This window comes from Desulfofundulus australicus DSM 11792 (assembly GCF_900129285.1).
GTDB lineage: Bacteria > Bacillota > Desulfotomaculia > Desulfotomaculales > Desulfovirgulaceae > Desulfofundulus > Desulfofundulus australicus.
In genome coordinates, this window is sequence record NZ_FQUW01000016.1 from 13,939 (window position 1) to 39,908 (window position 25,970).

Genomic DNA, 25,970 nt, shown 5'->3' on the forward strand with positions numbered 1-25,970 from the left:
ATATACATGCCGTGGGACAGGATTGCTGGCGGGAGGAGTGGGGATAATGGAATTAAAGCTGATATTTTTAATATGTCTGGGGCTTTTAGGTTTATTTCTCATGGGCGGTGTTTTGTACCGGTTTTTTAAATTAAGCTTGAAGCTGGTATTGTGTATTCTTGTGGGGGGAATTTTATTGTTACTGTTCAATACCATTTTGGGCCAGTTGGGTCTAAAAATTGCAGTTAACCCGGTGACCCTCCTCACTGCTGGATTGCTTCAGGTACCCGGTGTGCTTCTGTTAATTTTATTGCATTACTTTTTTGTGTGATTTTTTGCTATGATATATAAAATTATGCAATTATTAACTTGTGTTGACGTAGAATCCATTTTGCAATATACTAAGTAAGGATTGGGAAATGGCAAATGTAATAAAAAAAACCTTAAATTGAACATAAGTTAGTCAGGGACAGTAACCCCCCGCTGTCCCGGTTTTCATTCTTGTGATCTTTATAGTCTTTTTAGAAAGTAAATATAAGTTTTTAAATTTTTGACTTCAATTTTTTACGGGGGTGAGGTGTATTTCCGGCCGGATAGTAGAAGCCTATATTGGAGAATATGCCAGCGGGAAGAGCGAAGTGGCGGTTAACCGGGCTTTATTGCTGGCTGCCCGCGGCCGGCGGGTTAACCTGGTTGATCTGGATATTGTAGAGCCATGTTATACTTTGCGGCCGCTCAAAAAAAAGCTGGCGGAAATGGGGATCAATGTCGTGGCCTGGGAAACCAGGGAGATGATGGGTTTGGGGGAAACCGGGAGCATTTTTTATCCTGCCAACCGCTGGGCCCTGAGGTTTCCCGGGGATGTAATTCTCGATATAGGTTATGGCGTAGAGGGAGCCAAAACCCTGAACCTGGTGGAAGGTGCAGCTACCGATCCTGATTTAAAAATTTTTGCGGTGGTAAACATAGGCCGGCCCATGACCGGCTCGGTTCAGGAAATTGTGGAATATGTGCGGTCCCTGGGCAGAGTGGATGGGCTGATCAACAACAGCCACCTGGGGGATGAAACCACCGTGGAATTTGTTCAGGATGGGGCCAGGATGGTGGACGAAGCCGCCAGGCAACTGGGCGTTCCGGTGGTGGCCACCACTGTTCTGGAGGAACTGGCCCGGGTTATCGGCACCCGTGATGCGGCAGGTCACCCGGTCTGGCCCATTAAGCGATTCATGCCCCATGCCCTGTGGTAACTTTTATTTATAATGGCCAGAGGAATGTTCAGGAGAACCGCACTGAACATTTTCAGGATAAGATTTTCAGGAGGTGTAGGTCTTTATGCCTGACAAACCAATTGAGGGTGAAAAGCGGGTCTTTATGACCGGCAATGAGGTGGTAGCCTGGGCTGCGCTGGCAGCGGGTGCTGAAATTATGTACGGCTATCCCATTACCCCTCAAAACGAAATCATGCACTACTGGACCCGCCTGGCACCCAGGTACGGCCGGGAGTTCCTGCAGACGGAAGATGAACTTTCCGCCGGTTTTACCACCTGCGGCGGGGTACTGGCGGGACGGAAGGCTTTCACGGCAACGGCAGGGCCGGGTAACACCCTGATGCAGGAACCCATGTCCATGGCTGAAGCCATGCGCCTGCCTACCGTGGTGGTAATCCAGCAGCGGGGTGGTCCTTCCACAGCTACTGTAATTTACTCCCAGCAAGAGGTAACCATGACCACGCTGGGGGGCAACGGCGAGGGCCTGCGCATTGTTTACTCCACGGCCAATCACCAGGAGCTTTTTGATTACACCATCAAAGCCTTTAACACAGCCTGGAAATATCGTTTCCCCACTTTTATCCTGGGTGACGGCTACCAGGCAAAAATGAGGGAGTCCCTCACCATTTACGACCCCGACATTAGAGGTATTGAACTGGTTCAGGCGGAGCCATTTTTAGGCAAACCCGGTGTTCCCGGAGTGGACAGGCCTCCCACGCAACTGCGCAATACCTACAACGTGGAAGAAGAATTATACGAGGTGCTGGAAGGATACTTCAAGGACTATGAAAAAATTGCCCCCGAAGTAGCCGAGCATGAAGCCTTTGGCCTGGAGGATGCCGAGCTGGTGGTGGTATCCCATGGTGTAGTATCCCGGGCCTGTAAAGCTGCTGTAAAAGAGCTGCGGGAAGAAGGTGTCAGGGTTGGTTATTTCCGCCCCATCACCCTGCGGCCCCTTCCGGTAAAAGCCCTGCGGGAAACTGCGGAAAAGGTCGGGAAATTCCTGGTAGTGGAATCAGCCCAGGGACAGCTGGCCCGGCTTCTGAAGGAAGCGGCCTTTGGATGCCCCGTGGAAATGCTGGAGCTTTTCAAGCCCGGTGTGGGCATCACTGCTGAAGATGTGGTCAGCCGCGTGAAGGAGATTACCGGTTAAAGGAATTGAGAAAGGAGGCCTTTAGGATGTCTGTACAACCTGCCATGCCCAAGAGCTGGCGTGTAGATACCAAACCCCATAAATTTTGCCCCGGCTGCGGCCACGGCCTGGTATTGAAGGCGCTGGGACAGGCCATTGATGAACTGGGCATACAGGATCGTGCGGTTTTTGGCTGTGATATCGGTTGTTCCCTGCTGGCCTGGGATTTCTTTAACGTGGATACCATCCAGACCCACCACGGCCGGACCACACCTGTTATAACCGGTTTAAAGCGGGCCAATCCCAACCTTATCGGAATTGCCTATATGGGCGATGGGGGCGGTTACGCCATTGGTTCGCAGCACCTGGTAAACGCTGCGGCCCGGAATGAAAAGATTACGGTAATCCTGGTCAATAATACCCAGTACGGTATGACGGGAGGCCAGATGGCGCCGACGACGCTGCCCGGGCAGAAAACGGAAACTTCACCCTACGGCCGGGATCCGGAAAAAACCGGCTATCCCACCCAGGGTCCGGAGATGGTCGCCGCCATTACCCGCGAAGGGGCATATGTGGCCCGGGGTACGGTGGCCAACCTGCGGCAGCTGAAAAATTACCTGAAGAAGGCCCTGGAGAACCAGATGGCCGGTAATGGTTTTTCCTTTGTAGAGGTTCTCTCCGCCTGTCCGACGAACTGGCGCACCAACGCCGAAGAAACCTGGAAGATGGTGGAAGAAGAGATGCCCAAGTACTTCAAGGTGGGAGAAATAAAAGTGCCCGGCGGCCAGAAGGAGGGCGAAGCAAATGGCTAAAGCGGTGAAGATCCTTCTGGCCGGGGAAGGCGGCCAGGGGGTACAATCGGTGGCGGAGATCATCGCCGAGGCGGCCAATGAGGAAGGCCGCGAAGCCCTGTACATTCCCAACTTTGGCGTGGAGCAGCGCGGGGGCGTTTCCATTGCCTACCTGCAGATCGGTGATGAACCCATTGGGGCGCCCAAATTTCAAACCGGGGACATTGTAATTGCTTTGAGCGACCGGGCGGTCCACCGGACCCGGCAGTATGTGGGGCCGCAAACCCTGTTTGTATATGATTCCAGCATTGAGGGCATCGATGATGCCCTGCCCACCCAGGCTAAAAAAATCCTGCCCATTCCCGCCATTGAGGTTTCCAAAAAGGAACTGCACCCCCGGGTATTCAACATCGTCATTATGGGTGCGGTAATCAAGGCTACAGGGGTAATCTCCGTGGAAGATGCACGGAATGCCATTGAGAAAAAACTGGGATATAAATTTGAAAAGAACCCCCAATTGCGGGAATTGAATTTCCGGGCCCTGGAGCGGGGTATGGAGCTTGTGGCTCAACTTATTTAGGAAGGGGGCGTGAGTAAATGACACAGCACTTTAAAGCCCGGACCATAGAAGTTGCCAAGGGCTTCTGGACGATTTTCCCCGGCCTTTGCAAGGGCTGCGGGTTATGCATGCAGAAATGCCCCAAAAAATGCCTCTCCTGGTCAGATGTCCTGGGGGTATACGGCACTCCTTCGGTGGAACCCAATGACGAGTGCATTGCCTGCGGCATCTGCCAGATAGTTTGCCCTGATTGTGCCATTAGCGTCAGCAAAAAGAAAGAAGAGAAAAAAGCCGGCTGATAATCAAGGGCCCTTTCCCCGCGGGGAAAGGGCCTTTATCTTAACAGCACCGCCATACGGCGGGGCTGGTTGCAAAATTATTACGATGCCCGGGCATCATAAATTTAAAAAGAAATGATAGCTACTATAAGACTATGAAGCAATGCAGGCAATGGTTCTAGAGATAAAGCAGGTGGCTTAAATCCTTTCTCCGGGCCAGGCGCAGGCGCCGGTGGGCCATTTCAATATCGCTGCGGATTCTGTTCAGGGTGGCGGGATCAATACCGGTGGTGCTGGCAATTTCCATGTCCGAAAGGCCCTTTTTCCAGGCCCGGATCAGGCGGGAGACGTTGGTCCTGTACTTACGGGAAATGCTTTTTACATCAATTTCTTCACCTCTCATCTTAAAAGCCTCTCCTTTCTTTTTTCTTTAAAGTTATTTTGACCGCCACCTTACCCGGATATAAGATTAAAGTAATGGCAATGCTTTATGACGCAGGGCAGCTATGTTAAAATAAAGCTGCCAAACCAAAAATTTGACTTATTAACAGGTGAAAACTTTATGAACCAGCAGGATGCGCCCCTGTTGGCAGCCCTTTATGCCCATTGTGCCCGGAATTACGCCCACCTGCACGTGCCCGCGCACCGCCAGGGCCAGGCCATTTTCCCCGAATGGCAGGGAAATAAGGAGATCCTTCAGCTGGATCTCACCGAGTTGCCCGGCCTGGATGATCTGCACCGGCCAGGTGGTGTTATTGCCCGGGCCCAGGCCCTGGCGGCAGAACTTTTCGGTGCCGGGCAGACTTTTTTCCTGATTAACGGCAGCACGGTGGGCATAATGGCGCTGTTGCTGGCCCTGTGCAGCCCCGGGGAGGAGATTCTGCTTCCCCGCAACGCCCACAGGTCCGTGCTGGGAGGGCTGATATTTTCCGGGGCCAGGCCTGTTTTTCTTGAACCTGTAATCCTGGACGAGTTTGGTATAGCTGCCGGGCCTGCTCCCGCAAGTGTTGCCAGGGCCCTGCGTGAACACCCGCAGGCCAGGGGGCTCCTGGTGATCCATCCCACATATTATGGAATTACGGCTGACCTGCCCCGGCTGGTGGAACTGGGCCACGGGCTGGACAGGCCTGTGGTAACCGACGAAGCTCACGGGGTACATTTTCATTTTCACGAGGAATTCCCGCCGGCAGCACTGCTCTGCGGTGTGGATGCCACCGTGCAGAGCATGCATAAAATGGGCGGTTCCCTAACGCAGTCTTCATTCCTGCATCTTAAAGGGAAGAGGATAGATGCCTGGAAAACAGCCCGGGCCTTGAGTCTCCTGCAGAGCAGCAGCCCTTCGTATCTCCTCCTGGCTTCCCTGGACGGAGCCCGCCGGCAGCTGGCCGTGCGGGGCAGGGATATGCTGGAAAGGGCGCTGGACCTGGCCCGGGAAACCAGGCGGGCCCTCTCCCGTTTACCGGGCATAACCGTGCTGGGGGAAGAACACCTGGGCCGTCCGGGGGCCTCCCGCCTGGATCCCACCCGGCTGGTAATTTGTGTGCGGGACCTGGGCCTGACGGGTCTGCAGGCAGCCCGCATTCTGGCCCGGGATTACCGGGTGCAGGTGGAAATGGCCGATTATTATAACCTGGTAGTTGTTATCGGCATAGGCACCACTCCCCGGGACTGCCGCCTTCTTGTCCGCGGCCTGCAGGAAATTGCCTGCCGGGAGCGGGGAAGGCGGGCCCCGGAAATTTATCCGGAGCGGCCGCCGCTTCCCCGGGTCCAGCTTACGCCCCGGGAGGCCTGGCTGGCTTCCAGCCGCTCTTTGCCCCTCAAAGAGTGTGCCGGTCACATTTGTGCCGAACTGGTAAGCGTTTCGCCGCCGGGCATACCGCTGCTTTACCCCGGGGAGGAGATTGGTCCGGAAATGGTGGACTATTTGCAATGGGTGAGAAAACTATCGTTTCCTGTGCATGGCCCTGAAGATCCCGGGCTGGCCAGGTTGCGGGTGGTGGTTTGTTGAAGGGCTTTTTCATCGTTTTTGAAGGTATTGATGGTGCCGGGAAGACAACCCAGGCCCGGCTGCTGGCGGAAGCCCTGATCCGGCGGGGTTACCCGGTGGTACTTACCCGGGAACCCGGGGGTACCCCGCTGGGGGAGAAAATGCGCAACCTTTTGCTCGACCCGGCACTGTCTGGCTTGAGCCCCCTGGCCGAAGCCCTGTTTTACGCCGGTGCCCGGGCCGAGCTGGTGGCCAGCATCATCCGGCCTGCTCTGGCCCGGGGCCGGGTGGTAATCAGCGATCGTTATGTGGATTCCAGCCTGGCCTACCAGGGCTACGGGCGCCATCTTGATTTAAGCGAGCTGAAAAAAATTAACGCTCTGGCCACGGGAGGGTTGACGGCGGACCTGACGGTGCTGCTTGACATGCCGCCTGCCGCGGCCCTGGCCCGGCTGGCGGGCAGGGACCGCATAGAAAGGGAAGAACCGGGTTTTTTCGACCGGGTACGCCGGGGCTACCTGCAGCTTGTCCGGCAGGAGCCCGGGCGCTACCTGGTGCTGGACGGGTGCCTGGACTGCAGCGAACTCCACCGGCGGATCTTGAAGGCGGTAGAGGAGAGAATTTAAATGAAACTGGCGGACCTGACAGGACATGAAGAGATAATTCGGGCCCTGCGCCGGGCAGTGGAGCAAAACCGGGCCAGCCATGCCTATTTATTTGCCGGACCGGAAGGTGTGGGTAAAACCACCACGGCCCTGGCTTTTGGGGCTGCCCTGCTGTGCCGGAACCCCGAACAGGGGGATGCCTGCGGCCGGTGCCGGGATTGCCGGCAGGTGGCCGCCCGGAACCACCCCGACCTGCACCGGCTTGTCCCCGAGGGGGCGTCCATCAAGATTGGACAGGTACGGGAAGTATTGCGCCTTATTACCCTTTCTCCTTTCCAGGGGCAGCGGCAGGTATTTGTGGTGGAACAGTCGGATCTGATGACCCAGGAAGCGGCCAACTGCCTTTTAAAGACCCTGGAAGAGCCGCCCGCCGGTACGGTGCTCATTTTAATTTCCGACCGTCCGCATGCTTTGCTGCCCACAATTATTTCCCGCTGCCAGGTTCTTACTTTCCAGCCGCTGCTTCCCGAACAGGTGTCCGTGATCCTGAAGAGGGTGACGGATGCTCCCGATGAAGAAGTGGAACTGCTCTCCCGGCTCTCCGGGGGCTGCCCCGGCCGGGCCGTACGGCTGGCCGGTACAGAAGGCGGTTATTTTGGCCTGCGGCAGAGAATGCTGGAACTGGCGGCAGGTTTAAACCGGGCGTCCCTGGCGGAGGCTTTACAGCGGGCAGCTGCCGTGGCCGGGGATAAGGAAGACGCTTTGACCTGCCTGGAACTTTTCCTGTTATGGTACCGGGATTTGCTGGTCTGTAAGGAAACCGGGACGCCGGAACTGCTTTTCAACCGGGACCTTTTTCCTCTGATCGACAGGGAAGCTCGCATTTATAGCCGCGGCCAGCTGTTGAGGGTAATTAAAGAAATTGAAAAGACCAGGGATTCCCTTCTGGCAAATGTTAATACCAGGCTGGCAATGGAAATGCTATTTATGCGCCTGGCTGGCGCCGGTTAATGAACGGCGGTGCCTGGTTGTGCAGGCTGGAATGGAGGGAAAGATATGCCCTACCGGGTTGTAGGGGTTAGATTTAAAAGAGCGGGCAAAATCTACTATTTTGATCCGGGAGAACACCAGCTCAAGCCCGGCGACACGGTGATCGTGGAAACGGCCCGGGGTATAGAAAACGGGCAGGTGGTAATCGGCCCTACCATTGTACCGGATGAAGAGGTGGTCACCCCTTTAAAAAAAGTGATCCGCCGGGCTACGGATGAAGATCTGGAAAAAATAGCCGCAAACAAACAGAAGGAAAAAAAGGCTTTCCATATTTGCCTGGAGAAGATTGCTGCACACGGCCTGCCCATGAAACTTGTTGATGTGGAACAGACCTTTGATGGGAACAAGATCATTTTCTATTTCACCGCTGAAGGGCGGGTTGACTTCCGGGAACTGGTGAGAGATCTGGCTGCGGTTTTCCGTACCCGCATTGAACTGCGGCAAATCGGGGTCCGGGATGAGGCCAAAATGATGGGGGGCCTGGGCTGCTGTGGCCGGGAGTTATGCTGCAGTACCTGGTTATGCGATTTTGCCTCCGTTTCCATACGCATGGCCAAGGAGCAGAACCTTTCCCTGAACCCCACCAAGATTTCCGGTATCTGTGGCCGGTTGATGTGCTGTTTAAAATATGAAAATGAAATTTATGAAGAGGCCCGGAATGAACATCCAGAAATTGGTGCCCGGGTGCTGACGCCCCAGGGAGAGGGCCGGGTTACGGCGGTAAATATTTTTCGTAAAACCGTAATGGTGGAATTAAAGGAAACCAGGCTCAACAGGGAGTATTCTTTTAACGAGGTAATCACCAGGACGAGGGGTGACCAGTGTGCAGGCTCTGACCGCAATGATCAAGGAAATGGAAGCCAGGATCCAGACGCTGGGGAACGATATGCAGAAGCTGAAAAAGCAGATCCGCCTGCTGATGGAGGAAAATGATAAATTGCGGGAGGAGTTGGCCAGGGCCTACGGGCAGGCAAGCGAGAACATTCCTGCCCGGGAAGGGCTGAAAAACCTGTGGGACCTCTACCAGCAGGGTTTCCATATTTGCAACGTTCACTTTGGCCGCATCCGGACTACTGAATGCCTGTTTTGTGAGGCGTTTTGGGACAGGGAGCGGGAGGGGGGAAGGTGAGCCAGCAGGGAACTCTCTTTCTCTGCGCCACCCCCATCGGCAACCTGGAGGATATTACCCTGCGTGTCCTGCGGGTGCTCCGGGAGGTGGATTTAATTGCCGCGGAGGATACCCGCCGGACCAGGAAGCTCCTGGCCCATTATGATATCCACACCCCGGTGATCAGCTACCGCGAACATAACCACAGGCAAATGGCCCGTTATCTTTTAAACCTGCTGGCCGAAGGGCAAAAAATTGCCCTGGTTTCCGATGCCGGTATGCCGGGTATTTCCGATCCCGGGGAAGAGCTGGTGGCCCTGGTGGTGAGCCAGGGCATTCCGGTGGTACCCCTGCCCGGTCCCAATGCAGCCCTTGCCGCCCTGGTAGCATCCGGTTTACCTGCTTCATCCTTTTGTTTTGAGGGCTTTCTTCCGGCGGCTGCCGGTGCCCGCCGCCGCAAGCTCCAGGAATTAAAGGGGGAAAAGCGAACCATAATTTTTTACGAAGCTCCCCACCGCCTGGTGGAAAGCCTGTCCGATATGGCGGAAATTTTCGGAGAGAGAAAAATAGCTGTGGCCCGTGAACTCACCAAAAAGTTTGAGGAAATATGGCGGGGAACGCTGCCCCGGGCGGTGGAATACTTTCGCCTTAACGCTCCCCGGGGTGAGTTTACCCTGGTGGTAGCCGGCGCCGGGGAGGGAAAAACAGCAGGTGCAGAAGACGAGCCCTGGCGGCAGCTTACCCCGGTGGAACATGTTTACCTTCTCCAGTCCCGGGGGATGGATAAAAAGGAGGCCATCCGGGAAGTGGCCCGGCTGCGGGGAATGCCCAGGCGGGAAGTTTACAATCTGGTGGTCCGGAACGCTGGAGAAAATTTAAAAGGGCCGGTGGGTGATTGAATTCCTCCCGGCCCTCCGCCATGGTCCTTCATACAGGTAATATAAGGAATAAAGTATTTATGATTCCTTACATGTTACGTTTTTTACATGGCCTTGGCGTTTTCAAACATTTCCATGGCGCAGTTCCGGCACACGAGCTTACCGCGGTAGAGCTGCACGTCCGATGCGTTGCCGCAGAAAACGCAGCCCGGTTCATATTTTTTGAGGATGATTTTCTCGTTGTCTACGTAGATTTCCAGGGCGTCCTTTTCATCAATACCCAGCGTCCGCCGCAGTTCAATAGGTATGACCACCCTTCCCAGCTCGTCCACCTTTCTGACAACACCTGTCGATTTCAAAGACTTTCCCTCCCCTTATATATTGCATTAATCGACAAGAAATTATTTTATTATACAAGTAAATGGTACCAAGATACCCAGTTAAAGTCAATAGCCTTTGGGTTTTTTTGTATAAAATTTTTATCTCCAGGGAAAACTTGACAAGTAAGGTCTATTTCAATACAATCAAGTTATTGGGAAAAGGTGATGAAGGGGAAGAGTAGAGCTGCCAGTACCCGTACAGAGAGCGGGGGTAAGGTGAAAGCCCTGCCGGGGAAGACAGTTTGAACATGGCCCTGGAGCTGCCCGCTGAACGCCCTGAAGGGTTGGGAAAGGGGTCAGTAGGTGGGGCCGGGTTCAGGCACCCGTTATCCATGCCTGCAGTATCGCAGCAGGGGCTTTTGTGCCTTTGCAGCCGTACTGGCCGAGGCCCCGGGCCGTGAGGCCGGGGTGAATCTGGGTGGTACCACGGAAAGACCTCCGTCCCGGTGAAGGGGACGGAGTTTTTTTATAGCGGGGGCGGGCAATGGTGCCCTGATTCCCGCTCGCTCCAGCGCTCCGGGCCGGGCGAAATATTGCCGTTTGCACGGGCGCGCTCCGTTTGCCTCACAGGCCGGACCGGCGCTTGTTTCAGCCTGCAATCAAACTTGAATATCCGGCATACAGGAGGGATCTGTTTTTGCGGAAGACGTTTTACATCACCACACCCATTTATTATCCCAGCGACAACCTGCATATCGGCCATGCCTATACCACCGTGGCCGCCGATACCATGGCCCGGTTCAAGCGCCTTACCGGTTATGATGTCTGGTTTTTAACCGGATCAGACGAGCACGGCCAGAAAATTGAACGTACTGCCCGGGCCAGAGGAATGTCTCCTCAGGAATATGTGGACGGGATTGTGGCCGGTTTTAAGCACTTATGGAAACAGCTGGATATAAGTTATAACGATTTTATCCGTACCACCGAGGAAAGGCACAAGCGGGTGGTTCAGGCCGTTTTTCAGAAGCTTTACGACCAGGGTGACATATACAAGGCCACTTATGAGGGCTGGTACTGCACGCCCTGCGAAACATTCTGGACGGAAAGCCGGCTGGAGGAGGGCAACTGCCCGGACTGCGGCCGCCCGGTGGAACTGGTACAGGAGGAAAGTTATTTCTTCCGCCTCTCCCGTTATGCCGACCGGCTGCTGCAGTACATCGAGGAAAATCCCCATTTCATCCAGCCCGTTTCCCGGCGCAACGAAATGATCAGCTTTATCAAAAGCGGCCTGGAAGATTTATGTGTTTCCCGCACCACCTTCGATTGGGGTATTCCGGTACCCTTCGATCCCAAACACGTGATCTATGTCTGGGTGGATGCCCTTACCAATTATATTTCGGCTCTCGGCTACGGCAGCGAGGATGACAGCCTGTTCCGCAAATTCTGGCCGGCCGATGTCCACCTGGTGGGGAAGGATATCGTCCGTTTCCACAGTATCATCTGGCCCATCATCCTCATGGCCGCGGGCATTGAGCTGCCCCGGCAGGTGGTGGGCCACGGCTGGCTCCTGCTGGAGAGCGGGAAAATGAGCAAATCCAAGGGCAACGTGGTGGATCCCCTGGTTTTAATTGATAAATACGGGTCAGATGCCATTCGCTACTACCTGCTCCGGGAAATGCCCTTTGGTGCCGATGCCTACTATTCCGAGGAGGCGCTGGTCCTGCGCATTAATACGGATCTGGCCAATGATCTGGGCAACCTGGTCAGCCGGACCCTGGGGATGATTGAAAAGTACTCCCGGGGGGTGCTGCCGCAACCCGGCCCGGCAGAAGAAGTGGACAGGGATCTGGTTGAGGTAGCTGAACAGACACCGGCGGCAGTGGAAGAGTTGATCGACCGCCGGGAGCTTTCCAGCGCCCTGGGCGCTATCTGGAAGCTGGTCAACAGGGCCAATAAGTACGTCGATGAGACGGAGCCCTGGAATTTAAACCGGGATCCCGCCCGCCGGGAGCGTTTGCATACCGTGCTCTACAACCTGGCGGAAAGCGTGCGCTTTATCGGCGTGCTGGTCACTGCCTTTATGCCCCGTACCCCCGGCCGGATCTGGTCCCAGCTGGGCATTGCCGACCGGCCGGAGCTCCATACCTGGGAATCCCTGAGCTGGGGTCGCCTGCCGGCGGGGATCCGGGTGCAGCGGGGGGAAGCCCTCTTCCCGCGCATTGACCTGAAGACCCTGGAGAAGGATAATTAGGCAACCATGACGCATTCAACCCCACCAACTAGGGGATGAAAATGGCCGCCGTTTTGTACGAAGCGAGCGACTTTGAGCCGGGCAGGCGCCAAACTTACCCCGGGGTCGAGCGCAAATTTGGCCTGCGAGGCGAACGGAGTGCAAACGGCAGGCAAGTAATATTTTCAGGACAGGGGATGTAGCATGTTTCATCTGATTGACAGCCACGCTCACCTGGATGACCCCAAATTTGAAGACGACCGGGAAGAAGTGCTGGACCGGGCCCGGAGGGAGGGAGTGGTACAAATTATTAATGCCGGTTATGATCTCCCTTCTTCCGCCCGTTCTGCAGGCCTGGCTGCAAAATACCCCTGTGTATTTGCCGCCGTGGGTATCCATCCCCATGATGCTGCCGGCCTGCCGGTGGATTACCTCGACCGGCTGCGGGAAATGGCCCGCCAGCAGGGAGTGGTGGCCATCGGGGAGATTGGCCTGGACTATTACCGGGACCTGAGCCCGCGGGACGTACAGCAGAGGGTTTTTCGGGAGCAGCTGGCCCTGGCCCGGGAACTGGATCTGCCGGTAATCATTCACGACCGGGAAGCCCACGGCGATATCCTGGAAATTCTGCGCAGGGACGGTGTTGGACCGGCGGGGGGAGTAATGCATTGTTTTTCCGGCAGCTGGGAAATGGCCAGGGAATGTATGGCCATGGGGCTGTACATTTCCTTTGCCGGGCCGGTGACCTATCCCAATGCCCGCCGGCCCAGGGAGGTGGCCGCCCGGGTGGACCTGTCGCGCCTGCTGGTGGAAACCGACGCTCCTTACCTCACTCCCCAGGTCAGGAGGGGGAAGCGCAACGAGCCGGCCTATGTTCGCTACGTGGCTGAAGAAATAGCCGCCATAAGAGATATGTCCCTGGAGGAACTGGCCCGGGTGACGACGGAGAATGCCCGGCGGCTGTTCGGGCTGCCTGCAGTAGGGGATATTTGATATTATTGCTGGTGAACAATTAATCCGGGGGGAGAGGTAAATGAGCGAGACCAGAGGGCTGATTCTGGTTTTTACCGGCAACGGTAAGGGTAAAACTACCGCCGCCCTGGGGATGGGCCTGCGGGCCTGGGGGCAGGGGATGAGGGTGCTGGTTCTGCAGTTTATCAAGGGAGGCTGGCGCTATGGTGAGCTGAACGTTCCTCCCCGGCTGGGTGAACGTTTTGAAATTCGCCAGCTGGGGGAAGGGTTCACCCGGGCGGGTAACGGTAAAACCATGGAAGATCACCGGGAGGCGGCCCGGCATGCTCTGGAGGAAGCAGGTAAAGAAATCACCGCCGGCAATTTCGACCTGATCATCCTGGATGAAATCCTCTACGCCCTGAAGTTCGGCCTGATAACCCTGGAAGAGGTTATGGCCCTGCTGGACAAAAAGCCGTCCCACCTGCACCTGGTGCTGACCGGCCGGGATGCCCCGCCGGAGATTATCGACCGGGCGGATCTGGTCACTGAAATGAGGGAAGTCAAACACCACTACCGAAAGGGAATCAAAGCCCAGCGGGGGGTTGAATTTTAAAGAACTGAACTTGAAAATACCCCGCGCCCACCCATTTTGCAGGATGGGTCAGCTTGTAGTCAAAGTACTTCCGGGATGTGCCCTGGTTTTAGTCGTCGCTCCCGGTCGTATCGCTGGCCGGGCCAAAAGGCCCCGGCTCCGGTCTTCGGCGGGGACCGGCCACATTCACACATCCTGTGTTCAGGTGGCCTCCGCGGACATCCTGTCCGCGGCCCCGCCTCATCCCGTCGCCCTGGCCTGGCCCGGCAGCGCTCACTCCAGGTCGCTCCTCCTTTAAAACCAGGGCACATGGGGAGTTTGTTAACAGTCTGACCCACCCTTATTGGCAGGGTGGGTTTTATGTTAACCGATTTGCGGCACCGGCTATTATTTTCGGAAAACGGCTTTACAGATTAAGGGATTAAAAGTAAAATAAAAGACAAATTTTTATTTAATTAAAAAACAGGGTGTAGTGACCATGATTATTAATATAATAACGGGTTATCTGGGGAGCGGGAAAACCACCCTTATTCACCACCTGGTCAGCCAGCTGTCCTCCCGTGAGCGGGTGGCCGTTCTGGTGGGGGAATTTGGAGAGGTGGGCATTGACGGGGCTCTGCTGGCCCAGGATGCTCCGGATGTACTGGAGCTGGGTTGTGAATGCATATACTGCACCTTGAGTGCTGACCTGGCCAGGCAGATCCCCTATGTGGCCAGCTCCCTTGCACCGGACAGGCTGATCATAGAATATCCCGGGGTGGCAGCGGTTCAGGGGCTGCTGGCGGCGGCAAAGGTAATGGGCCTGCATTTAACGGAACATTGTTTTAGCATTGTTCATGTTATTGATGCCTGCAACTTTGAGGAGTTGTATAGCCGCTCGCCTTTTTTTACCGAATCTCAAATTTGCCGGGCCAATGTGCTGGTGCTGAATAAGTGCGACCTGATTCCGGAAAATAAGGTGCGGGCACTGGCCAGGAAAATCAAGGAACTCAATAACCGGGCCCATTTTATTACTGCCCATCACGGGCAGGTAGACCCGGCGGAGCTGGAAGTTGTTTCGCAAACCGGGTTTTCTTCTCCCCGGGAGAGGAAGGTATGCCGGAGACCTCAAAGTGCCGCTGACATTCCCAATTATTATGGTTTTTCGCGCCGGTTTCAGGGCGTATTTTCCAGGACGCGGCTTACCGCCCTGTTTGAAAACCTGTCCACGACCAGCCTTGGTGAGATCGTGCGGGCCAAGGGCATTTTTAAGTGCGAAGAGGGGTGGATGCGGCTGGATTATCTTCCCTCCTGCACTACCCTTGAACCGTTAAAGGGCCGTTTTCACGAAAGCAGGATACTGGTTATCGGTTCCACCCTGGCTGCCGGTAAGCTTACCGCTGCCCTGCTGGATTGCCTGAATGAAGAATTTCCGGCCCACTGCGAAGGCAACGGCAACCGGCGCAGAACCTGCCGGCCGGCGGAACTGGCCCCCAGGCGCGTTTCGGCCTGCACCGCACCGGATGGTTGTGGCAGTTCTGCCTACCGTTTTGGCCAGAATAAAAAGGAACTGGGTTCGTAAGAAATCCCCCGCAGGGGGTTTTTTATTATGAAAGCTGCTTGAACCTCCTGCTGCCCCTGTGCTATGATTTCGTAAAAGTTGTGGGCAGAAAGGGATGACGGTATGAGTTTGGGGCAGAAAATAAGGGACTTCCGCAAGGAAAGGGGTATTACGCTGACCGAACTGGCCGGCCAGTTGAAAATATCCCCTTCCTATCTCAGCGCGGTGGAAAGGGAAATCCGCAAGCCTTCCATCCCCATGTTAAAGAGGATCAGCGAGGCGCTCAATGTTTCGGTGAGCTACCTGGTGGGTGATACCGATGATACGGTTACCGGGGAAAAGCTGCGCTTTATGCGGGAAAGCCGCGGCCTTTCCCTCCAGGACCTGGCCGAAATCAGCGAACTGCCCGTATCCTTGCTGGAGAAGTTTGAGAACGGCCAGGCCACCCCGGACCTGGAAGATTTGAAGAAATTATCCGAAGCCCTGAATGTGACCCTGCGTTACTTTCTCGACCAGACGGACCGCCCTGACAGCCTGGGCTACCGCCTGCGCAAATTGCGGCAGAAACAGGGGCTGACTGTGGCCGCCCTGGCGGAAAAGGCCGGGGTTTCCCCGGGCCTGTTGAGCCAGATAGAAAACGGGCAGACCACTCCCCTGTTAGACACCCTTGAAAAAATTGCCAGGGTGCTCAATACTTCAGTTAGTTACTTTCTGATGAAACAGGAAGATGTAGAGGATCTCCTGGCCACATTGAATTCCGATATTCTTGAAACTCTGGGAGATCCCAACGTGCAGGCGGTTTTGCGGGCGGTACGGGATTTCAACGCCAGTGAAATCAAATATATCCTGAACTTTATCCAGTTTTTCAAGCAAAACCGCCACCTGCTCTGATACCGGCTGCCGGTCCTTTCGGGGACAAAAATGGACGGTTTATGGATTACCTGTTGTCTATTTCTGGTTTTCCCTTTAGGATATTAAGTAAGCAGGCACCTTTAGAGGGTCCGGAGGTGGGGGCGGGTGCTGGAGGCAGAGCGGGAACGGGAACTGCTGGCCCGGCTGAAAAAAGCGGTGGTGGAGTATAACGAGGGAGACCTCCTGGCCGCCATTGAAGATGCCTTCCGTGAAGGCCTGGATGCCCGCAGGGCCATCTTCGAGGGGCTGGTACCCGGCATGGAGGAAGTCAGCCGCCTCTATGAGGAAGAGGTCTACTACATTCCCGAATTGCTCCTTTGTGCCGAGGTATTGTACCGGGGCCTGTCCGTTTTGAAAGAGCATGTGGAAAAGAAGGATCTGGGGATAAAAGGTACGGTAATAATCGGGGTGGTGGAAGGTGATATTCACGATATCGGCAAAAACCTGGTCAAAATGATGCTGGAGGGAGCCGGTTTTGAAGTAATTGACCTGGGACGGGATGTGCCCCTGCACAGCTTTCTTGCCGAACACCGCAAAGTACGTCCCGATATCGTCTGTCTTTCTACCATGATGACCACCACCCTGGCCGAAATGAAGAAAGTGGTTAAGGAACTGCGGAAACGCAACCCCCGGGTAAAAATCATGGTCGGAGGTGCCCCGTTGAGCGATTGCATAGCCAGACGCTGGGGGGTTAGCGGTTACGCTCCCGATGCCCACCTGGCTTTAAAGAAGGCAGTAGAAATCATGCAATCGGTGAAGGAAAACTGTGAAAACTGTGATGAATAATTTCCCCGGGGAGTAGAAAAATGAGGAGAAGAGTCGGTAGATTCAAAATATTCAACCGTAGCGTTGCCCGGGGTCCTGGTATAAAGACTTATGGGATGGAGGTAGATCAAGCGTGCTTGGCCTGCAGAAGGAGAGGGAGCTGCTGAGGCGCCTGCGGGAGGGGGTAATTAATTTTGATGAGGAAGCGGTGGTGGAGGCGGCCAGGGAATGTATAGAGCTGGGCATGGATGCCACCAGGGCCATTTTTGACGGGCTGGTGCCGGGAATTGAAGAAGTGGGCCGACTTTATGAAGAAGAGGTATATTTCATTCCCGAAATGCTTTTGTGCGCTGACGCCCTTTACCGGGGCCTGGCGCTGCTCCGGGAGCACGTGGTTAAAAAAGACGTGGGCGTCAGGGGAAGGGTACTCATCGGGGTGGTGGAAGGTGACATCCATGATATTGGAAAGAACATCGTGAAAATGATGTTTGAAGCTTCCTCCTTCGAGGTTTACGACCTGGGGAGGGATGTTCCCCTGGAAACCTTTGTCAGAGAATATATAAGGCTAAAACCGGATCTGGTTTGCCTGTCGGCCATGATGACCACCACCATGCTCAGGATGAAACCCATTATTGCCAGGCTGAAGGAAGTAAACCCGCAGGTGCGGATTATGGTGGGCGGAGCGCCGGTTACGGAACACGTGGCCGCCCGCTGGGGAGCCGACGGTTATGCTCCCAATGCTTCCCGGGCATTGAAGGCGGCCATCGACCTGCTGGTGGCGGTGAGGAACCATCTGGCGGGGTGTAGCGCGGGGTGAGCTTGAGAATGGCAAAGAGTTCTTTGCATGGTGAAAACCATTGGGGTTTGAATATTAACCTTTGGCCGGGCATTAATTGCCGTTAATGGCACAGAAATTTACATGGAGCGGTGATCCTGGTAGAATGAAACAAAGCTTTTTTAGCCTTATGTTTAGCCAAAGTGCATTTAAATTTTACACGATTAAACTCCTGTTCCACGAGCCCCTTGAATAAAGGAGGTGAAGTGTTTTATTCGGGCAGTTTTAAAACAGGGGGTGAATTGTTTTAAAATTTAAAACCTAACAAACGTTTCTCGAGCTTAATTTTTAGTATGGGGGGTAGGTTATGGCGAAGCAGATGCTAATTGATGCCATCCGGGGAAAGAGAACCCCGAGGGCGCCGTGGGTTCCTTATGCCGGCGTTCACTGTGCCTTTGTTATTGGTGAACCGGCGGACAAATTTCTAAAGGATCCGCAACTGCTTGCCAAAGGCGTTGTGGAAACGGCCAGGAAGTACAAGGCCGACGGTATCCCCCTGGTTTTCGATCTTTCCGTGGAATCGGAATCCATGGGTTTGGAAATCAAGTACTGGAAGGATAACGTTCCATCGGTTCAGTCCCACCCCTTGTCCGATAAGACCGTGGAAGAGGCCGGTCTGAAGGTTCCCGGTCCCAACGACGGCCGCTGGCCGGTGCTTTTTGAGGCCGCCAAGATTGCCAAACCCCAGCTGGACGAACTGGATTGTGCCTTGATGGGACTTGCCTGCGGGCCGCTCACCCTGGCCAGCCACCTGGCCGGCGTGCGTATTTTTACCGATGTGGTTAAGAACAAGGAAAAGGCGCATGATGTGTTAAAGTTCTGTGCTCAGGTGGTAAAAAAATCGGTCGAAATGTACTGTGACATGGATTGCGACATTATTGCCATCGTGGACCCGGTGGCCTCCCAGATTCGGGATGCCACATTCAAGGAGTTTGTTCACCCCTATTGCCAGGATGCCATCGCCGTCATTCACGAAAGGGGAAAGACATCCAGCTTCTTTATCTGCGGCGACGCCACAAAGGTGCTGGAGTCCGTATGTCAGATTGGTACCCACGGATTTGCCATTGACGAGCAGTTGAACCTGACTTTTGTGCGGGACCTGGCCAGGAAATACGGGGTTGGTTTTGGCGGCAACCTGAAACTCACCCTGGCCCTTTCGCTGGGGATTATTTCGCCCCGGGAGGACGCCATTGTCAGCCTGGCTGCCGGTGGTACGCACGGTTACGTTTTTGCCCCCGGGTGAGATATGCCCTACGATGTTCCGTTGGAACACATGGAGCAGGTTCTGGAGGCCAGGGAATGGTTTGAAAAGTACTATGCCAAGTATCCCGAGTCCTGGTAAAAGGGGGGGTAAAACGTGTCCGAGCCCAAAATTAAGATTGATGTACTTACGCTGGACAGCGTGCAGTGCGCCGCCTGTGGCTATATGATGGAGTCCATTGCGGCCATGCCCCCCGATGTACAGGAGATGATCGAATACAAGGAATGGTCCATTAAAAACCAGTCCGGCATTCAGAAGTTTCTGGAGCTCAATGGCCGCGTTCTGCCCACTATCTGCATTGAAGGCGACCTGGTTTTCGAGAGCGTTATCCCCCAGTATGAAGAACTGATTGATGAACTGGCCAAAAGGGCTCCCACCCCCGGGATGCGCGAGCGGATACTGTCTTTGCGCGATAAAGGCTTTGATTTCGACCGGATTAAAGAGAACCTGGAGAAAGCGGGTGCCGGTCAGCATACCAGAAGGGATTCTACAGTAGAATGAAGTCGTTGCGCCTGGAGCTGATTTACGCGGGGGATCACAACCTTTCCTGCTACTATGCCGCAAAGGTGGTGGAGGCTGTGGTCCCCCTTTTCCCCCATCAGGTGGAATGGGAAAAGGTTTATATACTGCATAAGGACGGCGCCCGGCGTTTTTACGAACTTTCCATTTCCCTTTATGGAGAGGATAAAGTAAAAAAATTGCACATGTATGCACCCATCCCGTCGATTTTTGTTAACGGTAAGATGGTTTTTGACCGTATACCGTCGGTAGAGGAGCTGGCGCAGGTAATCGAAGAATTCATTTACCGCGGGGGGAACGGAAGATGACGGGGGGTTACGGGCACAGTTGCGGCGGCGAATTACCGGTACCTTTTTACCGCTTTTTCTGCTTTTATGAAGGTGCCTTTGGAAGGTTGACTTTTCGAGGAGGGAGTTATAGATGGGAAGCATCATGAAGGTGCTGGTCTTTGGCACTACGCCGCCGTGCCGGAAATGTATGCAGGCCGAAAGGGAAGCCCGGCAGGCGGCGGAGCAGTTCCCCGCTGGCGTGGTAGTCGTGGAAAAACACGATGCCCTCTCAGAATATGGACAGCGTTACGGTGTAAACATCACACCCACTATTGTAATTAACGGGCGGAAGGTGGCGGCTGGCAAACTGCTCAGCCAGCAGGAACTGGTGGAGGCTATCCGTAAAGAAATGGGGGTATCGCCATGACGGTAAAATTGGAGGTTTTTACTGGAGAGCCCCCATGTCCCAGTTGTCTGGAAACTATTGATTTGTGTCTGTCAGTAGCGGAAGAGTATAAAGGTGAAATAGAACTAATTAGATACTCTGGTGAAGCGGGGTTAGAAAGGTTTAACGAATATCATCTGGTTTGTGTACCGGCAGTAGTGATTAACGGTATGGTTAAAATTGAAGGGGTTACGCCCAGCCGGTATACCCTGCTCAGCGCTCTGGGGGTGGGTGGGTTATGTCTAAAGTAAGAATCGAGGCATATGTTTCTGTTCCACCCTGTACCGGTATGGTTTTTTTAAACCGCATGTTGGATGAGATCAACGAAAGATACCCCGACAGGGTGGAGGTAGTTATTCATAGAGGTGTGACACCGGCATTGGAAGAGCAGCAGTTTTCCGCTATGCCCGCCTTGGTTATTGGTGGACTGATCCGTTTTATAGGTGTGGTGCCGGACCGGGAAACCCTGGCCCTGGCTTTACGGAAATGCGGGGTTATTGTATCCCTGTAGTGGCTTGTTGCCTGTAACGCAAATAGGGGATCGGGGGAGTTGGGAAAATTGATGTCCATCATTATCGAGATCATCTATGAAGGCGACCACTGTATTCCCTGCGTTTACATGCTTGAAACCGTGGAAGAGGCCATAGGCGACATGGGGGACAGGGTGAAGCTGGAACTGGTCTACCTCCGGCAGGAAACGGGCGGCCGCCGTTACAGGGAGCTGTCGGAAGGGCTGGGTGGGCCGGCTCCCATTCCGTCCATTTTCATTAACGGAAAATTGTATTTCAGCACCACGCCGTCAGTGGAAGAACTGAGACAGACCCTGCAGGGGCTTTTACAGGCGGGTGAATAGGCCATGTATATATACAAGACCAGGGGGATTTGTCCGCCCGAAATCCACTTTCAACTGACGGGAAATACTCTAACCGGAGTACGGTTTGTAGGTGGGGGCTGCCGGGGTAATGCCCAGCTCATCAGCCGCCTGCTGGAAGGCCGGGAGATAGATGAAGTTCTCCCCCTCCTGAAGGGCATCCAGTGCCGGAACAACACCTCCTGCCCCGACCAGCTATTTCAAGCCATTCAGTTAGCCCGGGAGGGAAAGCTCAGGGAAGAGGAACCCATCGCTGTTTATGAGGTTCCGGTACCCTACCGGAGGGTAGCGGTATTAGCCGAGGTAAACGGAAATGCTGAAGCATTGCGGTTAGCGTTACGTCAGCCTGTGGAAGCCGTTTTCTGCCTGGGTAACCTTACCGGTCCGGCAGGGGATAACGACGGGGTGGTTGAACTGGCGCGGAGGAAGAAGTTGATTTTTGTCCAGGGACCGTTTGACCGTACCCTTCCCTGTACCAGACCGGAGAATCGGGAATTTCTCCGGCGGGCACCCCTCTATCTGCGGTTTCAACTGGGGCGGTGCCGCGTTCTGGGTTTTTACGGCGGTTTTATCCAGGAATTAGACGGCTTTTCCGATTATGCCCCCTATTCCCTGGAATTGCTCATGGTGAGCAATTTATCCGACTACCTGCGCAATGAAAGCGTTTATCCCGCCCTGGAAGCCATGACCGGGCAGTTTTCCGTCGATGTAGTCCTTTTTGCTTCCACTAATGAGTGGAAACATGTGCGCCTGGGTAAAGTGGACTTCATTAACGTGGGCCCTCTTAAAGCGGAAAGCTACTTTAAGTACGCCTTGATAGAGTGGGCGGGGGAAGAATTATGCGTTTCATTTGAAGTGGTGAAAGCATAGGGGAGGGAAGGGACATGCGCCGGGTGCTGGTGGATGTGCTTCTCACCGATTTCCGGCAATGAGCGGCCTGCGTCTACATGGCGGAAGCGGTAAAGGCTTTACCGCAGGAAATCAGGGACATAATCGAGGTTCACGAGTGGGACATGAGGACGCGGGAGGGAATAAAACGTTTTCTGGAGTTAAAGGCGAAATCCCTGCCCAGCATTGCCCTGGACAACGAACTGGTCTTTGAAGCCGTTATCCCGCCGCAGGAAGATCTGATCGCGGCCATTAAAGCAAGATATACCGGTTAGTTCTGGCGTGGGGGTGTGGGAGGATCATGTCAAAGGTTACAGTGGAACTATTGCTCACCGACCAGTGAGCGTCCGGGCCGTATATGGCCGAAGCGGTAAGGTCCTTACCACGGGAAATACTGGACGGAATCGAGCTGTTTATCTGGAATGTGAAAACCCTGGAGGGAATCATGCGCAAGCAGGAACTGGGAGCCAGGGTTATACCTGCCCTTGCGCTGAACGGGGAAATGGTTTTTGAGTCTACCATTCCTCCCCGGGATGAATTGATTGCCGCCATTTTAAAAGCAAAGGCAAAGATGCAAGGGGGAGAGGCCCGGTGTATCTGCAGGAAGTTGTCCTGAGCGGTTTTAAATCCTACGCCACGGAGACGGTGGTTAATTTTAAGTCCGGCATTGGAGTGATCATTGGCAATAATGGTGTGGGCAAAACCAATATCCTGGACGCCATTGCCTGGGCTCTGGGGGAGAGCGATCTGCAGCGCCTGCGCTGCCAGCACTACGGGGAGCTGTTCTTCAGCGGGTCGCAGGAATACCCTCCGGCGGAATCAGCCCGGGTGACGCTGACCATTAAGCTGGGTGAGGGGAAAAAGGCTCCGCAGGTGAAGTTAACCCGCCAGAGCCTTGGCCGGGGAACGGAAGAGTTCTTCTGTGATGGTGTTAAGCTGACAGCTGCCGGCTATTTTCAAAAATTAATCACAATGGGCCTGGAAAATGTTACAAAAACAGTAATCCGGCAGGGCCAGGTGGATAGTTTTCTGCAAATGGGGCCCGCAGAGCGGTTCAAGTATGTAAAAGCACTGTTTAACGAAAAGGTGGATGGCGATCTTATCGGTAGGATCAACGCCCATTTTCAAAGTTTCCTGGGCATACTTGTCCCGGAGGGCGGGGGCGAGCTGTTCCCGGTGGATGCCGGTGGTGAGCCCGGCCTGGCCATAGAAGTCTTTTTACCTGGAAAAGGAAAAAAGAACCCGCTCCTTTTTTCCGGCGGCGAAAAAGCCATCTGTTCGCTGGCCGCCAGCCTGGCCCTTTTTGAAGAATTGCACAGCCCCATTTACCTGCTGGATGAAGTGGAACCGGCTCTGGACTGGATATATCACCACCATATGCAGCAGCTGTTCAGAAGGCTGGCCCAACACAGGCAGCTGATCATGATCACCCACCTGCGCAGTACCATCGAGCTGGCGGATACCCTGCACGGGATTCGTGCCCGCAGGGACGGCACCTCCTACGCCAAGTTTTATTTTGATATGGACGAGCGGATTTTAAGAGCTTACCAGTGCTGCTGTTGAGGAGGCGATTGGCGTGGAGCTGGAGCTTGTGGAACAATTCAGGAAGCTGGTTCTGGATAAGGAGTTGCCCGGAACGGATGTGGTGCTGTTCGGGGTCACTTGTCCCTACTGCGGCAAGAATGATCGCATCAGGCCGCTGGAGCCTCCGGAGGAATTAAGTGAGGAGCTGGGACAGCAGGAGATGGCTCTTTACGCAAGGGTGTGGCGTGAATTACATCCGGATAATAGCCTGGCTGTTTGCAGGTTCTGCCGTAACATTTTACAGGTTCAGGCCGGGGCGAGAAGAGCGGAACCTTTAGGCGAATGGTAGCAGGGGGTGAGGACTATGGCCGGCTTCACGGACGTTTATCTCATTACCGGCTTTTTGGGCAGCGGCAAAACCACTTTTTTGAACCGTCTTATCCGCCAGTTTCCCGCCGACCGGAAATTGATGATCTTGATGAATGAGTTTGGAGAAATCGGCGTTGACGGCACGCTGGTAAGCGGAGAAGACCTGGATATCCTGGAAATCAGCAAGGGGTCCATTTTTTGCGTCTGCGTAAAGACGGACTTTATCAAGGGCCTTTACGAAATAGCCCAAAAGATCAGGCCGGATGTTCTCTTAATTGAATCTACCGGTGTGGCCAATCCCGCTGACCTCAAGAAAGACCTGAATCTGCCCATATTCAAGGGCCGTTTTCGGTTTAGAGAACAGTTTTGCATTATTGATGCGGCCAACTTTCTGGATGCTTTCCAGGTCTATGCCTCGGTGGAAAAGCAAATCTCTTCCTCCTCGACATTTATTATCAACAAGATCGATCTGGCTACCCGGGATCAGGTTGAAGAAATAAAAAGCCTTGTCAAAAGGTATCACCCCGATCCCCGCTTTTATGAGACGACATATGCCGATATAAACGTGGCCGGGCTTTTATCTCTGGGGCAAACGCCCGCAGGGGCGGGATATGAACCGGGCCAGCCAATGAGCGCAGAGGAACTGGAGCGGTACGTGGAGGATTTGCTTTCCGATTTGCATGAGTCCCTTACGCCCCCCGACCTGCTTATGTCAGCATCCTTCTTCTGGAAAGGCGGCTCGCCATCCGATCTCTGGGAAATGACGGCCCGGCTGCCCCGGGAGGTGCTCCGGGCAAAGGGATTTGTGCAGGTGGAGGGGCGGCTGCACCTCTACAACTATGTGATGGGCCAGTACAGCCTTGAGGTACAGGACGTGCCGGTGAAGGAAAATCAGGTGAATGTGCTGGTTTTTATTGCTCCGCCGCAAGTCATGTCGGCAGTGGAAAAAATCATGGGCGACTTCAATTTTGTAAAGACGGGGGAAATCAACCGGCAGGAATTATTCCAAAAAAAGTAGTTGCATAAAGCTTGCCGGAGTAAATTGTTAAATAGTATTTTACAACCACTAAAAAGCCAAAAATAACCGTTCACAGGATTGTTTTGCCCGTTAAAGAAAAGAATCTTGTGCTGAAGCGGTTGGTATTTTACAATTTTTCAAAAGATTTAGAAGGTGTTTGTGGTCCGGAGTTTAGTAGTAGTGCAATGTATATCAACATGATAATCACCGTGGAAAGGGGGGTAGTCAGACCAATAGGAGAAATTGCCCATTGTACTTCAAGATCTTCGATATGTTAAAAACGTGCAACCCGAATGTATTTTTTAGCCATCTGATTAAAATGTAAATGATTGGAAAGGGGAATGGGTAATGACACCTGAAAGGGAAAAGGACATTCTGGGAAGGCTGGCCGATGGTGTTCTCAATTATGATGAAGAAATGGTGCGCCAGGCGGCTCAGGAGGCGCTGGATGAAGGTATAGATGCCAACAAGGCGGTCTTCGAAGGACTGGTGGAAGGAATGAAAAAAGCCGGCGACCTGTATGAGCAGCAGGAATACTTTGTCCCGGAGCTTTTAATGTGCGCCGATGCTTTATACGCCGGCCTGGAAATACTCCGTCCGCATATGAAGTCAACGAAGGAAGACGGCGGGGTCAAAGGCCAGGTGGTCATGGGAGTAGTGCAGGGGGATGTGCACGACATCGGCAAAAACCTGGTGAAGATCATGTTCGAAGCAGCCGGCTTCGAGGTGCACGACCTGGGCAAAGACGTGCCCCTGGAAAAGTTTGTGGAGGAGCAGTTGAGGACCGACTCGGAGATTGTGGCCCTCTCGGCCATGATGACCACCACCATGGTAGGCATGAAGGATATTATTAAAGCCATTAAGGAGAAAAACCCCAAAGCCAAGATTATGATCGGCGGCGCCCCGGTTACCGATGAGATTGCCGATCGTTTTGGCGCGGACGGCTATGCCAAGGATGCCAGCAACGCCCTGAAGGAAGCCATCAACATGATCGCTTCTTTGAGAGAGTTATAAAGGGAGGAT

36 protein-coding genes and 1 other annotated feature are annotated in these 25,970 nt (G+C 54.2%); of the genes, 34 read left to right on the forward strand and 2 right to left on the reverse strand.

Features of this window, described 5'->3' with window-relative positions; all coding sequences use genetic code 11:
• The first annotated feature begins 46 nt into the window (after positions 1–46).
• From BUB44_RS07570 to BUB44_RS07595, 6 genes are all read left to right on the forward strand, one after another.
• Complete coding sequence (locus BUB44_RS07570) at positions 47–310, forward strand: pro-sigmaK processing inhibitor BofA family protein (protein WP_073164744.1); 264 nt, start codon at positions 47–49, stop codon at positions 308–310.
• A gap of 241 nt (positions 311–551) precedes the next feature.
• A complete protein-coding gene (locus tag BUB44_RS07575; protein WP_073164748.1) occupies positions 552–1,226 on the forward strand; it encodes a hypothetical protein in 675 nt (224 codons plus the stop codon).
• An 85-nt stretch (positions 1,227–1,311) separates the two neighbouring features.
• Complete coding sequence (locus BUB44_RS07580; protein ID WP_073164751.1) at positions 1,312–2,400, forward strand: transketolase C-terminal domain-containing protein; 1,089 nt, start codon at positions 1,312–1,314, stop codon at positions 2,398–2,400.
• Between the two features lie 26 nt (positions 2,401–2,426).
• Positions 2,427–3,191: a thiamine pyrophosphate-dependent enzyme gene (locus BUB44_RS07585; RefSeq protein ID WP_027357132.1), complete on the forward strand. Its 765-nt coding sequence runs from the start codon at positions 2,427–2,429 to the stop codon at positions 3,189–3,191.
• Entirely contained in the window at positions 3,184–3,750 is a 567-nt protein-coding gene (locus tag BUB44_RS07590; RefSeq protein WP_073164755.1) for a 2-oxoacid:acceptor oxidoreductase family protein, read from the forward strand. Before BUB44_RS07585 ends, BUB44_RS07590 begins: the two co-directional genes overlap by 8 nt.
• A 17-nt stretch (positions 3,751–3,767) precedes the next feature.
• Positions 3,768–4,028 carry a 4Fe-4S binding protein gene (locus tag BUB44_RS07595; protein WP_027357130.1) on the forward strand — a complete coding sequence of 87 codons (261 nt, stop codon included), beginning with the start codon at positions 3,768–3,770 and terminating at the stop codon, positions 4,026–4,028.
• 157 nt (positions 4,029–4,185) lie between these two features.
• Here the strand turns inward: BUB44_RS07595 and BUB44_RS07600 are convergent, their stop codons facing one another.
• On the reverse strand, positions 4,186–4,410 hold the full coding sequence (locus BUB44_RS07600; RefSeq protein ID WP_073164758.1) for a hypothetical protein: 225 nt from the start codon (positions 4,408–4,410) through the stop codon (positions 4,186–4,188).
• Positions 4,411–4,569: 159 nt separating this feature from the next.
• Between BUB44_RS07600 and BUB44_RS07605 the strand changes: the two genes are divergently transcribed.
• The 6 genes from BUB44_RS07605 to rsmI are packed head-to-tail and all read left to right on the forward strand — an operon-like array spanning position 4,570 to position 9,656.
• The gene (locus tag BUB44_RS07605) at positions 4,570–6,015 is read left to right on the forward strand and encodes an aminotransferase class I/II-fold pyridoxal phosphate-dependent enzyme (RefSeq protein ID WP_073164761.1); all 1,446 of its coding nucleotides are present in this window, start codon (positions 4,570–4,572) and stop codon (positions 6,013–6,015) included.
• Positions 6,012–6,620: a dTMP kinase gene (gene tmk / locus BUB44_RS07610; RefSeq protein WP_027357128.1), complete on the forward strand. Its 609-nt coding sequence runs from the start codon at positions 6,012–6,014 to the stop codon at positions 6,618–6,620. The genes BUB44_RS07605 and tmk overlap by 4 nt, the downstream gene beginning before the upstream one ends.
• Positions 6,621–7,610: a DNA polymerase III subunit delta' gene (gene holB, locus BUB44_RS07615; RefSeq protein WP_073164765.1), complete on the forward strand. Its 990-nt coding sequence runs from the start codon at positions 6,621–6,623 to the stop codon at positions 7,608–7,610. It abuts the gene before it with no gap.
• A 45-nt stretch (positions 7,611–7,655) separates the two neighbouring features.
• On the forward strand, positions 7,656–8,582 hold the full coding sequence (locus tag BUB44_RS07620) for a PSP1 domain-containing protein (protein WP_027357126.1): 927 nt from the start codon (positions 7,656–7,658) through the stop codon (positions 8,580–8,582).
• Complete coding sequence (locus BUB44_RS07625) at positions 8,503–8,778, forward strand: initiation control protein YabA (RefSeq protein ID WP_242655893.1); 276 nt, start codon at positions 8,503–8,505, stop codon at positions 8,776–8,778. The genes BUB44_RS07620 and BUB44_RS07625 overlap by 80 nt, the downstream gene beginning before the upstream one ends.
• Positions 8,775–9,656: a 16S rRNA (cytidine(1402)-2'-O)-methyltransferase gene (rsmI, locus tag BUB44_RS07630; protein WP_073164768.1), complete on the forward strand. Its 882-nt coding sequence runs from the start codon at positions 8,775–8,777 to the stop codon at positions 9,654–9,656. Before BUB44_RS07625 ends, rsmI begins: the two co-directional genes overlap by 4 nt.
• Positions 9,657–9,739: 83 nt before the next feature.
• Here the strand turns inward: rsmI and BUB44_RS07635 are convergent, their stop codons facing one another.
• The gene (locus tag BUB44_RS07635) at positions 9,740–9,994 is read right to left on the reverse strand and encodes an AbrB/MazE/SpoVT family DNA-binding domain-containing protein (RefSeq protein WP_027357124.1); all 255 of its coding nucleotides are present in this window, start codon (positions 9,992–9,994) and stop codon (positions 9,740–9,742) included.
• 177 nt (positions 9,995–10,171) lie between these two features.
• Positions 10,172–10,464, forward strand: a binding site (T-box leader).
• A gap of 188 nt (positions 10,465–10,652) precedes the next feature.
• Between BUB44_RS07635 and metG the strand changes: the two genes are divergently transcribed.
• From metG to BUB44_RS07740, 22 genes are all read left to right on the forward strand, one after another.
• Complete coding sequence (gene metG / locus BUB44_RS07640; RefSeq protein ID WP_073164771.1) at positions 10,653–12,206, forward strand: methionine--tRNA ligase; 1,554 nt, start codon at positions 10,653–10,655, stop codon at positions 12,204–12,206.
• Positions 12,207–12,389: 183 nt separating this feature from the next.
• Positions 12,390–13,178 (forward strand): TatD family hydrolase, encoded by a 789-nt coding sequence (locus BUB44_RS07645; protein ID WP_073164774.1) that lies wholly within the window; start codon positions 12,390–12,392, stop codon positions 13,176–13,178.
• A gap of 40 nt (positions 13,179–13,218) precedes the next feature.
• Positions 13,219–13,752 carry a cob(I)yrinic acid a,c-diamide adenosyltransferase gene (cobO, locus tag BUB44_RS07650; protein WP_073164776.1) on the forward strand — a complete coding sequence of 178 codons (534 nt, stop codon included), beginning with the start codon at positions 13,219–13,221 and terminating at the stop codon, positions 13,750–13,752.
• Positions 13,742–14,029, forward strand: coding sequence for a hypothetical protein (locus tag BUB44_RS15225; protein WP_131821604.1), 288 nt, complete (start codon positions 13,742–13,744; stop codon positions 14,027–14,029). The genes cobO and BUB44_RS15225 overlap by 11 nt, the downstream gene beginning before the upstream one ends.
• Before the next feature lie 180 nt (positions 14,030–14,209).
• On the forward strand, positions 14,210–15,292 hold the full coding sequence (locus BUB44_RS07655) for a CobW family GTP-binding protein (protein WP_073164779.1): 1,083 nt from the start codon (positions 14,210–14,212) through the stop codon (positions 15,290–15,292).
• 102 nt (positions 15,293–15,394) lie between these two features.
• Positions 15,395–16,162, forward strand: coding sequence for a helix-turn-helix domain-containing protein (locus tag BUB44_RS07660; protein ID WP_027357119.1), 768 nt, complete (start codon positions 15,395–15,397; stop codon positions 16,160–16,162).
• A 126-nt stretch (positions 16,163–16,288) separates the two neighbouring features.
• Positions 16,289–16,969, forward strand: a complete 681-nt coding sequence (locus BUB44_RS07665) for a cobalamin B12-binding domain-containing protein (protein WP_073164782.1) — start codon at positions 16,289–16,291, stop codon at positions 16,967–16,969.
• A 112-nt stretch (positions 16,970–17,081) separates the two neighbouring features.
• The gene (locus BUB44_RS07670) at positions 17,082–17,765 is read left to right on the forward strand and encodes a corrinoid protein (RefSeq protein ID WP_073164785.1); all 684 of its coding nucleotides are present in this window, start codon (positions 17,082–17,084) and stop codon (positions 17,763–17,765) included.
• A gap of 325 nt (positions 17,766–18,090) precedes the next feature.
• Complete coding sequence (locus BUB44_RS07675; protein WP_073164787.1) at positions 18,091–19,026, forward strand: uroporphyrinogen decarboxylase family protein; 936 nt, start codon at positions 18,091–18,093, stop codon at positions 19,024–19,026.
• A gap of 114 nt (positions 19,027–19,140) precedes the next feature.
• Positions 19,141–19,545, forward strand: a complete 405-nt coding sequence (locus BUB44_RS07680; RefSeq protein ID WP_073164790.1) for a hypothetical protein — start codon at positions 19,141–19,143, stop codon at positions 19,543–19,545.
• Complete coding sequence (locus BUB44_RS07685; RefSeq protein WP_073164793.1) at positions 19,542–19,871, forward strand: hypothetical protein; 330 nt, start codon at positions 19,542–19,544, stop codon at positions 19,869–19,871. The genes BUB44_RS07680 and BUB44_RS07685 overlap by 4 nt, the downstream gene beginning before the upstream one ends.
• A 112-nt stretch (positions 19,872–19,983) precedes the next feature.
• Complete coding sequence (locus tag BUB44_RS07690; protein ID WP_073164796.1) at positions 19,984–20,259, forward strand: thioredoxin family protein; 276 nt, start codon at positions 19,984–19,986, stop codon at positions 20,257–20,259.
• Positions 20,256–20,528, forward strand: a complete 273-nt coding sequence (locus BUB44_RS07695) for a thioredoxin family protein (protein ID WP_073164799.1) — start codon at positions 20,256–20,258, stop codon at positions 20,526–20,528. Before BUB44_RS07690 ends, BUB44_RS07695 begins: the two co-directional genes overlap by 4 nt.
• On the forward strand, positions 20,516–20,788 hold the full coding sequence (locus tag BUB44_RS07700; protein ID WP_073164801.1) for a hypothetical protein: 273 nt from the start codon (positions 20,516–20,518) through the stop codon (positions 20,786–20,788). The genes BUB44_RS07695 and BUB44_RS07700 overlap by 13 nt, the downstream gene beginning before the upstream one ends.
• Positions 20,789–20,839: 51 nt before the next feature.
• A complete protein-coding gene (locus tag BUB44_RS07705; protein ID WP_423219782.1) occupies positions 20,840–21,130 on the forward strand; it encodes an HUIPC motif thioredoxin-like (seleno)protein in 291 nt (96 codons plus the stop codon).
• 3 nt (positions 21,131–21,133) lie between these two features.
• A complete protein-coding gene (locus BUB44_RS16045) occupies positions 21,134–22,018 on the forward strand; it encodes a TIGR03905 family TSCPD domain-containing protein (protein ID WP_073164807.1) in 885 nt (294 codons plus the stop codon).
• 77 nt (positions 22,019–22,095) lie between these two features.
• Positions 22,096–22,311 (forward strand): thioredoxin domain-containing protein, encoded by a 216-nt coding sequence (locus tag BUB44_RS07715; protein ID WP_027357110.1) that lies wholly within the window; start codon positions 22,096–22,098, stop codon positions 22,309–22,311.
• 83 nt (positions 22,312–22,394) lie between these two features.
• Positions 22,395–22,652 (forward strand): thioredoxin domain-containing protein, encoded by a 258-nt coding sequence (locus tag BUB44_RS07720; RefSeq protein WP_073164809.1) that lies wholly within the window; start codon positions 22,395–22,397, stop codon positions 22,650–22,652.
• Positions 22,628–23,599: an AAA family ATPase gene (locus BUB44_RS07725; RefSeq protein ID WP_073164811.1), complete on the forward strand. Its 972-nt coding sequence runs from the start codon at positions 22,628–22,630 to the stop codon at positions 23,597–23,599. The genes BUB44_RS07720 and BUB44_RS07725 overlap by 25 nt, the downstream gene beginning before the upstream one ends.
• A gap of 13 nt (positions 23,600–23,612) precedes the next feature.
• Entirely contained in the window at positions 23,613–23,909 is a 297-nt protein-coding gene (locus tag BUB44_RS07730) for a hypothetical protein (protein ID WP_073164814.1), read from the forward strand.
• Positions 23,910–23,924: 15 nt separating this feature from the next.
• Complete coding sequence (locus BUB44_RS07735; protein WP_073164817.1) at positions 23,925–24,947, forward strand: CobW family GTP-binding protein; 1,023 nt, start codon at positions 23,925–23,927, stop codon at positions 24,945–24,947.
• A 348-nt stretch (positions 24,948–25,295) separates the two neighbouring features.
• Complete coding sequence (locus BUB44_RS07740) at positions 25,296–25,961, forward strand: corrinoid protein (RefSeq protein WP_073164820.1); 666 nt, start codon at positions 25,296–25,298, stop codon at positions 25,959–25,961.
• The last annotated feature ends 9 nt before the right edge of the window (positions 25,962–25,970 follow it).

Excerpts from the sequence above, each read along its gene's own strand:
- BUB44_RS16045 (WP_073164807.1), top strand. The coding sequence starts at position 21,134 with ATGTATATATACAAGACCAGGGGGATTTGTCCGCCCGAAATCCACTTT.
- BUB44_RS07700 (WP_073164801.1), top strand. The coding sequence starts at position 20,516 with ATGTCTAAAGTAAGAATCGAGGCATATGTTTCTGTTCCACCCTGTACC.
- BUB44_RS07735 (WP_073164817.1), top strand. The coding sequence starts at position 23,925 with ATGGCCGGCTTCACGGACGTTTATCTCATTACCGGCTTTTTGGGCAGC.
- BUB44_RS07580 (WP_073164751.1), top strand. The coding sequence starts at position 1,312 with ATGCCTGACAAACCAATTGAGGGTGAAAAGCGGGTCTTTATGACCGGC.
- BUB44_RS07690 (WP_073164796.1), top strand. The coding sequence starts at position 19,984 with ATGGGAAGCATCATGAAGGTGCTGGTCTTTGGCACTACGCCGCCGTGC.
- BUB44_RS07715 (WP_027357110.1), top strand. The coding sequence starts at position 22,096 with ATGGCGGAAGCGGTAAAGGCTTTACCGCAGGAAATCAGGGACATAATC.
- BUB44_RS07705 (WP_423219782.1), top strand. The coding sequence starts at position 20,840 with ATGTCCATCATTATCGAGATCATCTATGAAGGCGACCACTGTATTCCC.
- holB (WP_073164765.1), top strand. The coding sequence starts at position 6,621 with ATGAAACTGGCGGACCTGACAGGACATGAAGAGATAATTCGGGCCCTG.
- BUB44_RS07695 (WP_073164799.1), top strand. The coding sequence starts at position 20,256 with ATGACGGTAAAATTGGAGGTTTTTACTGGAGAGCCCCCATGTCCCAGT.
- BUB44_RS07590 (WP_073164755.1), top strand. The coding sequence starts at position 3,184 with ATGGCTAAAGCGGTGAAGATCCTTCTGGCCGGGGAAGGCGGCCAGGGG.
- BUB44_RS07685 (WP_073164793.1), top strand. The coding sequence starts at position 19,542 with ATGAAGTCGTTGCGCCTGGAGCTGATTTACGCGGGGGATCACAACCTT.
- BUB44_RS07660 (WP_027357119.1), top strand. The coding sequence starts at position 15,395 with ATGAGTTTGGGGCAGAAAATAAGGGACTTCCGCAAGGAAAGGGGTATT.
- BUB44_RS07720 (WP_073164809.1), top strand. The coding sequence starts at position 22,395 with ATGGCCGAAGCGGTAAGGTCCTTACCACGGGAAATACTGGACGGAATC.
- BUB44_RS07645 (WP_073164774.1), top strand. The coding sequence starts at position 12,390 with ATGTTTCATCTGATTGACAGCCACGCTCACCTGGATGACCCCAAATTT.
- BUB44_RS07585 (WP_027357132.1), top strand. The coding sequence starts at position 2,427 with ATGTCTGTACAACCTGCCATGCCCAAGAGCTGGCGTGTAGATACCAAA.
- cobO (WP_073164776.1), top strand. The coding sequence starts at position 13,219 with ATGAGCGAGACCAGAGGGCTGATTCTGGTTTTTACCGGCAACGGTAAG.
- BUB44_RS07655 (WP_073164779.1), top strand. The coding sequence starts at position 14,210 with ATGATTATTAATATAATAACGGGTTATCTGGGGAGCGGGAAAACCACC.
- BUB44_RS07570 (WP_073164744.1), top strand. The coding sequence starts at position 47 with ATGGAATTAAAGCTGATATTTTTAATATGTCTGGGGCTTTTAGGTTTA.
- BUB44_RS07595 (WP_027357130.1), top strand. The coding sequence starts at position 3,768 with ATGACACAGCACTTTAAAGCCCGGACCATAGAAGTTGCCAAGGGCTTC.
- BUB44_RS07740 (WP_073164820.1), top strand. The coding sequence starts at position 25,296 with ATGACACCTGAAAGGGAAAAGGACATTCTGGGAAGGCTGGCCGATGGT.
- BUB44_RS07625 (WP_242655893.1), top strand. The coding sequence starts at position 8,503 with ATGGAAGCCAGGATCCAGACGCTGGGGAACGATATGCAGAAGCTGAAA.
- BUB44_RS07620 (WP_027357126.1), top strand. The coding sequence starts at position 7,656 with ATGCCCTACCGGGTTGTAGGGGTTAGATTTAAAAGAGCGGGCAAAATC.
- BUB44_RS07675 (WP_073164787.1), top strand. The coding sequence starts at position 18,091 with ATGGCGAAGCAGATGCTAATTGATGCCATCCGGGGAAAGAGAACCCCG.
- BUB44_RS07605 (WP_073164761.1), top strand. The coding sequence starts at position 4,570 with ATGAACCAGCAGGATGCGCCCCTGTTGGCAGCCCTTTATGCCCATTGT.
- BUB44_RS07600 (WP_073164758.1), bottom strand. The coding sequence starts at position 4,410 with ATGAGAGGTGAAGAAATTGATGTAAAAAGCATTTCCCGTAAGTACAGG.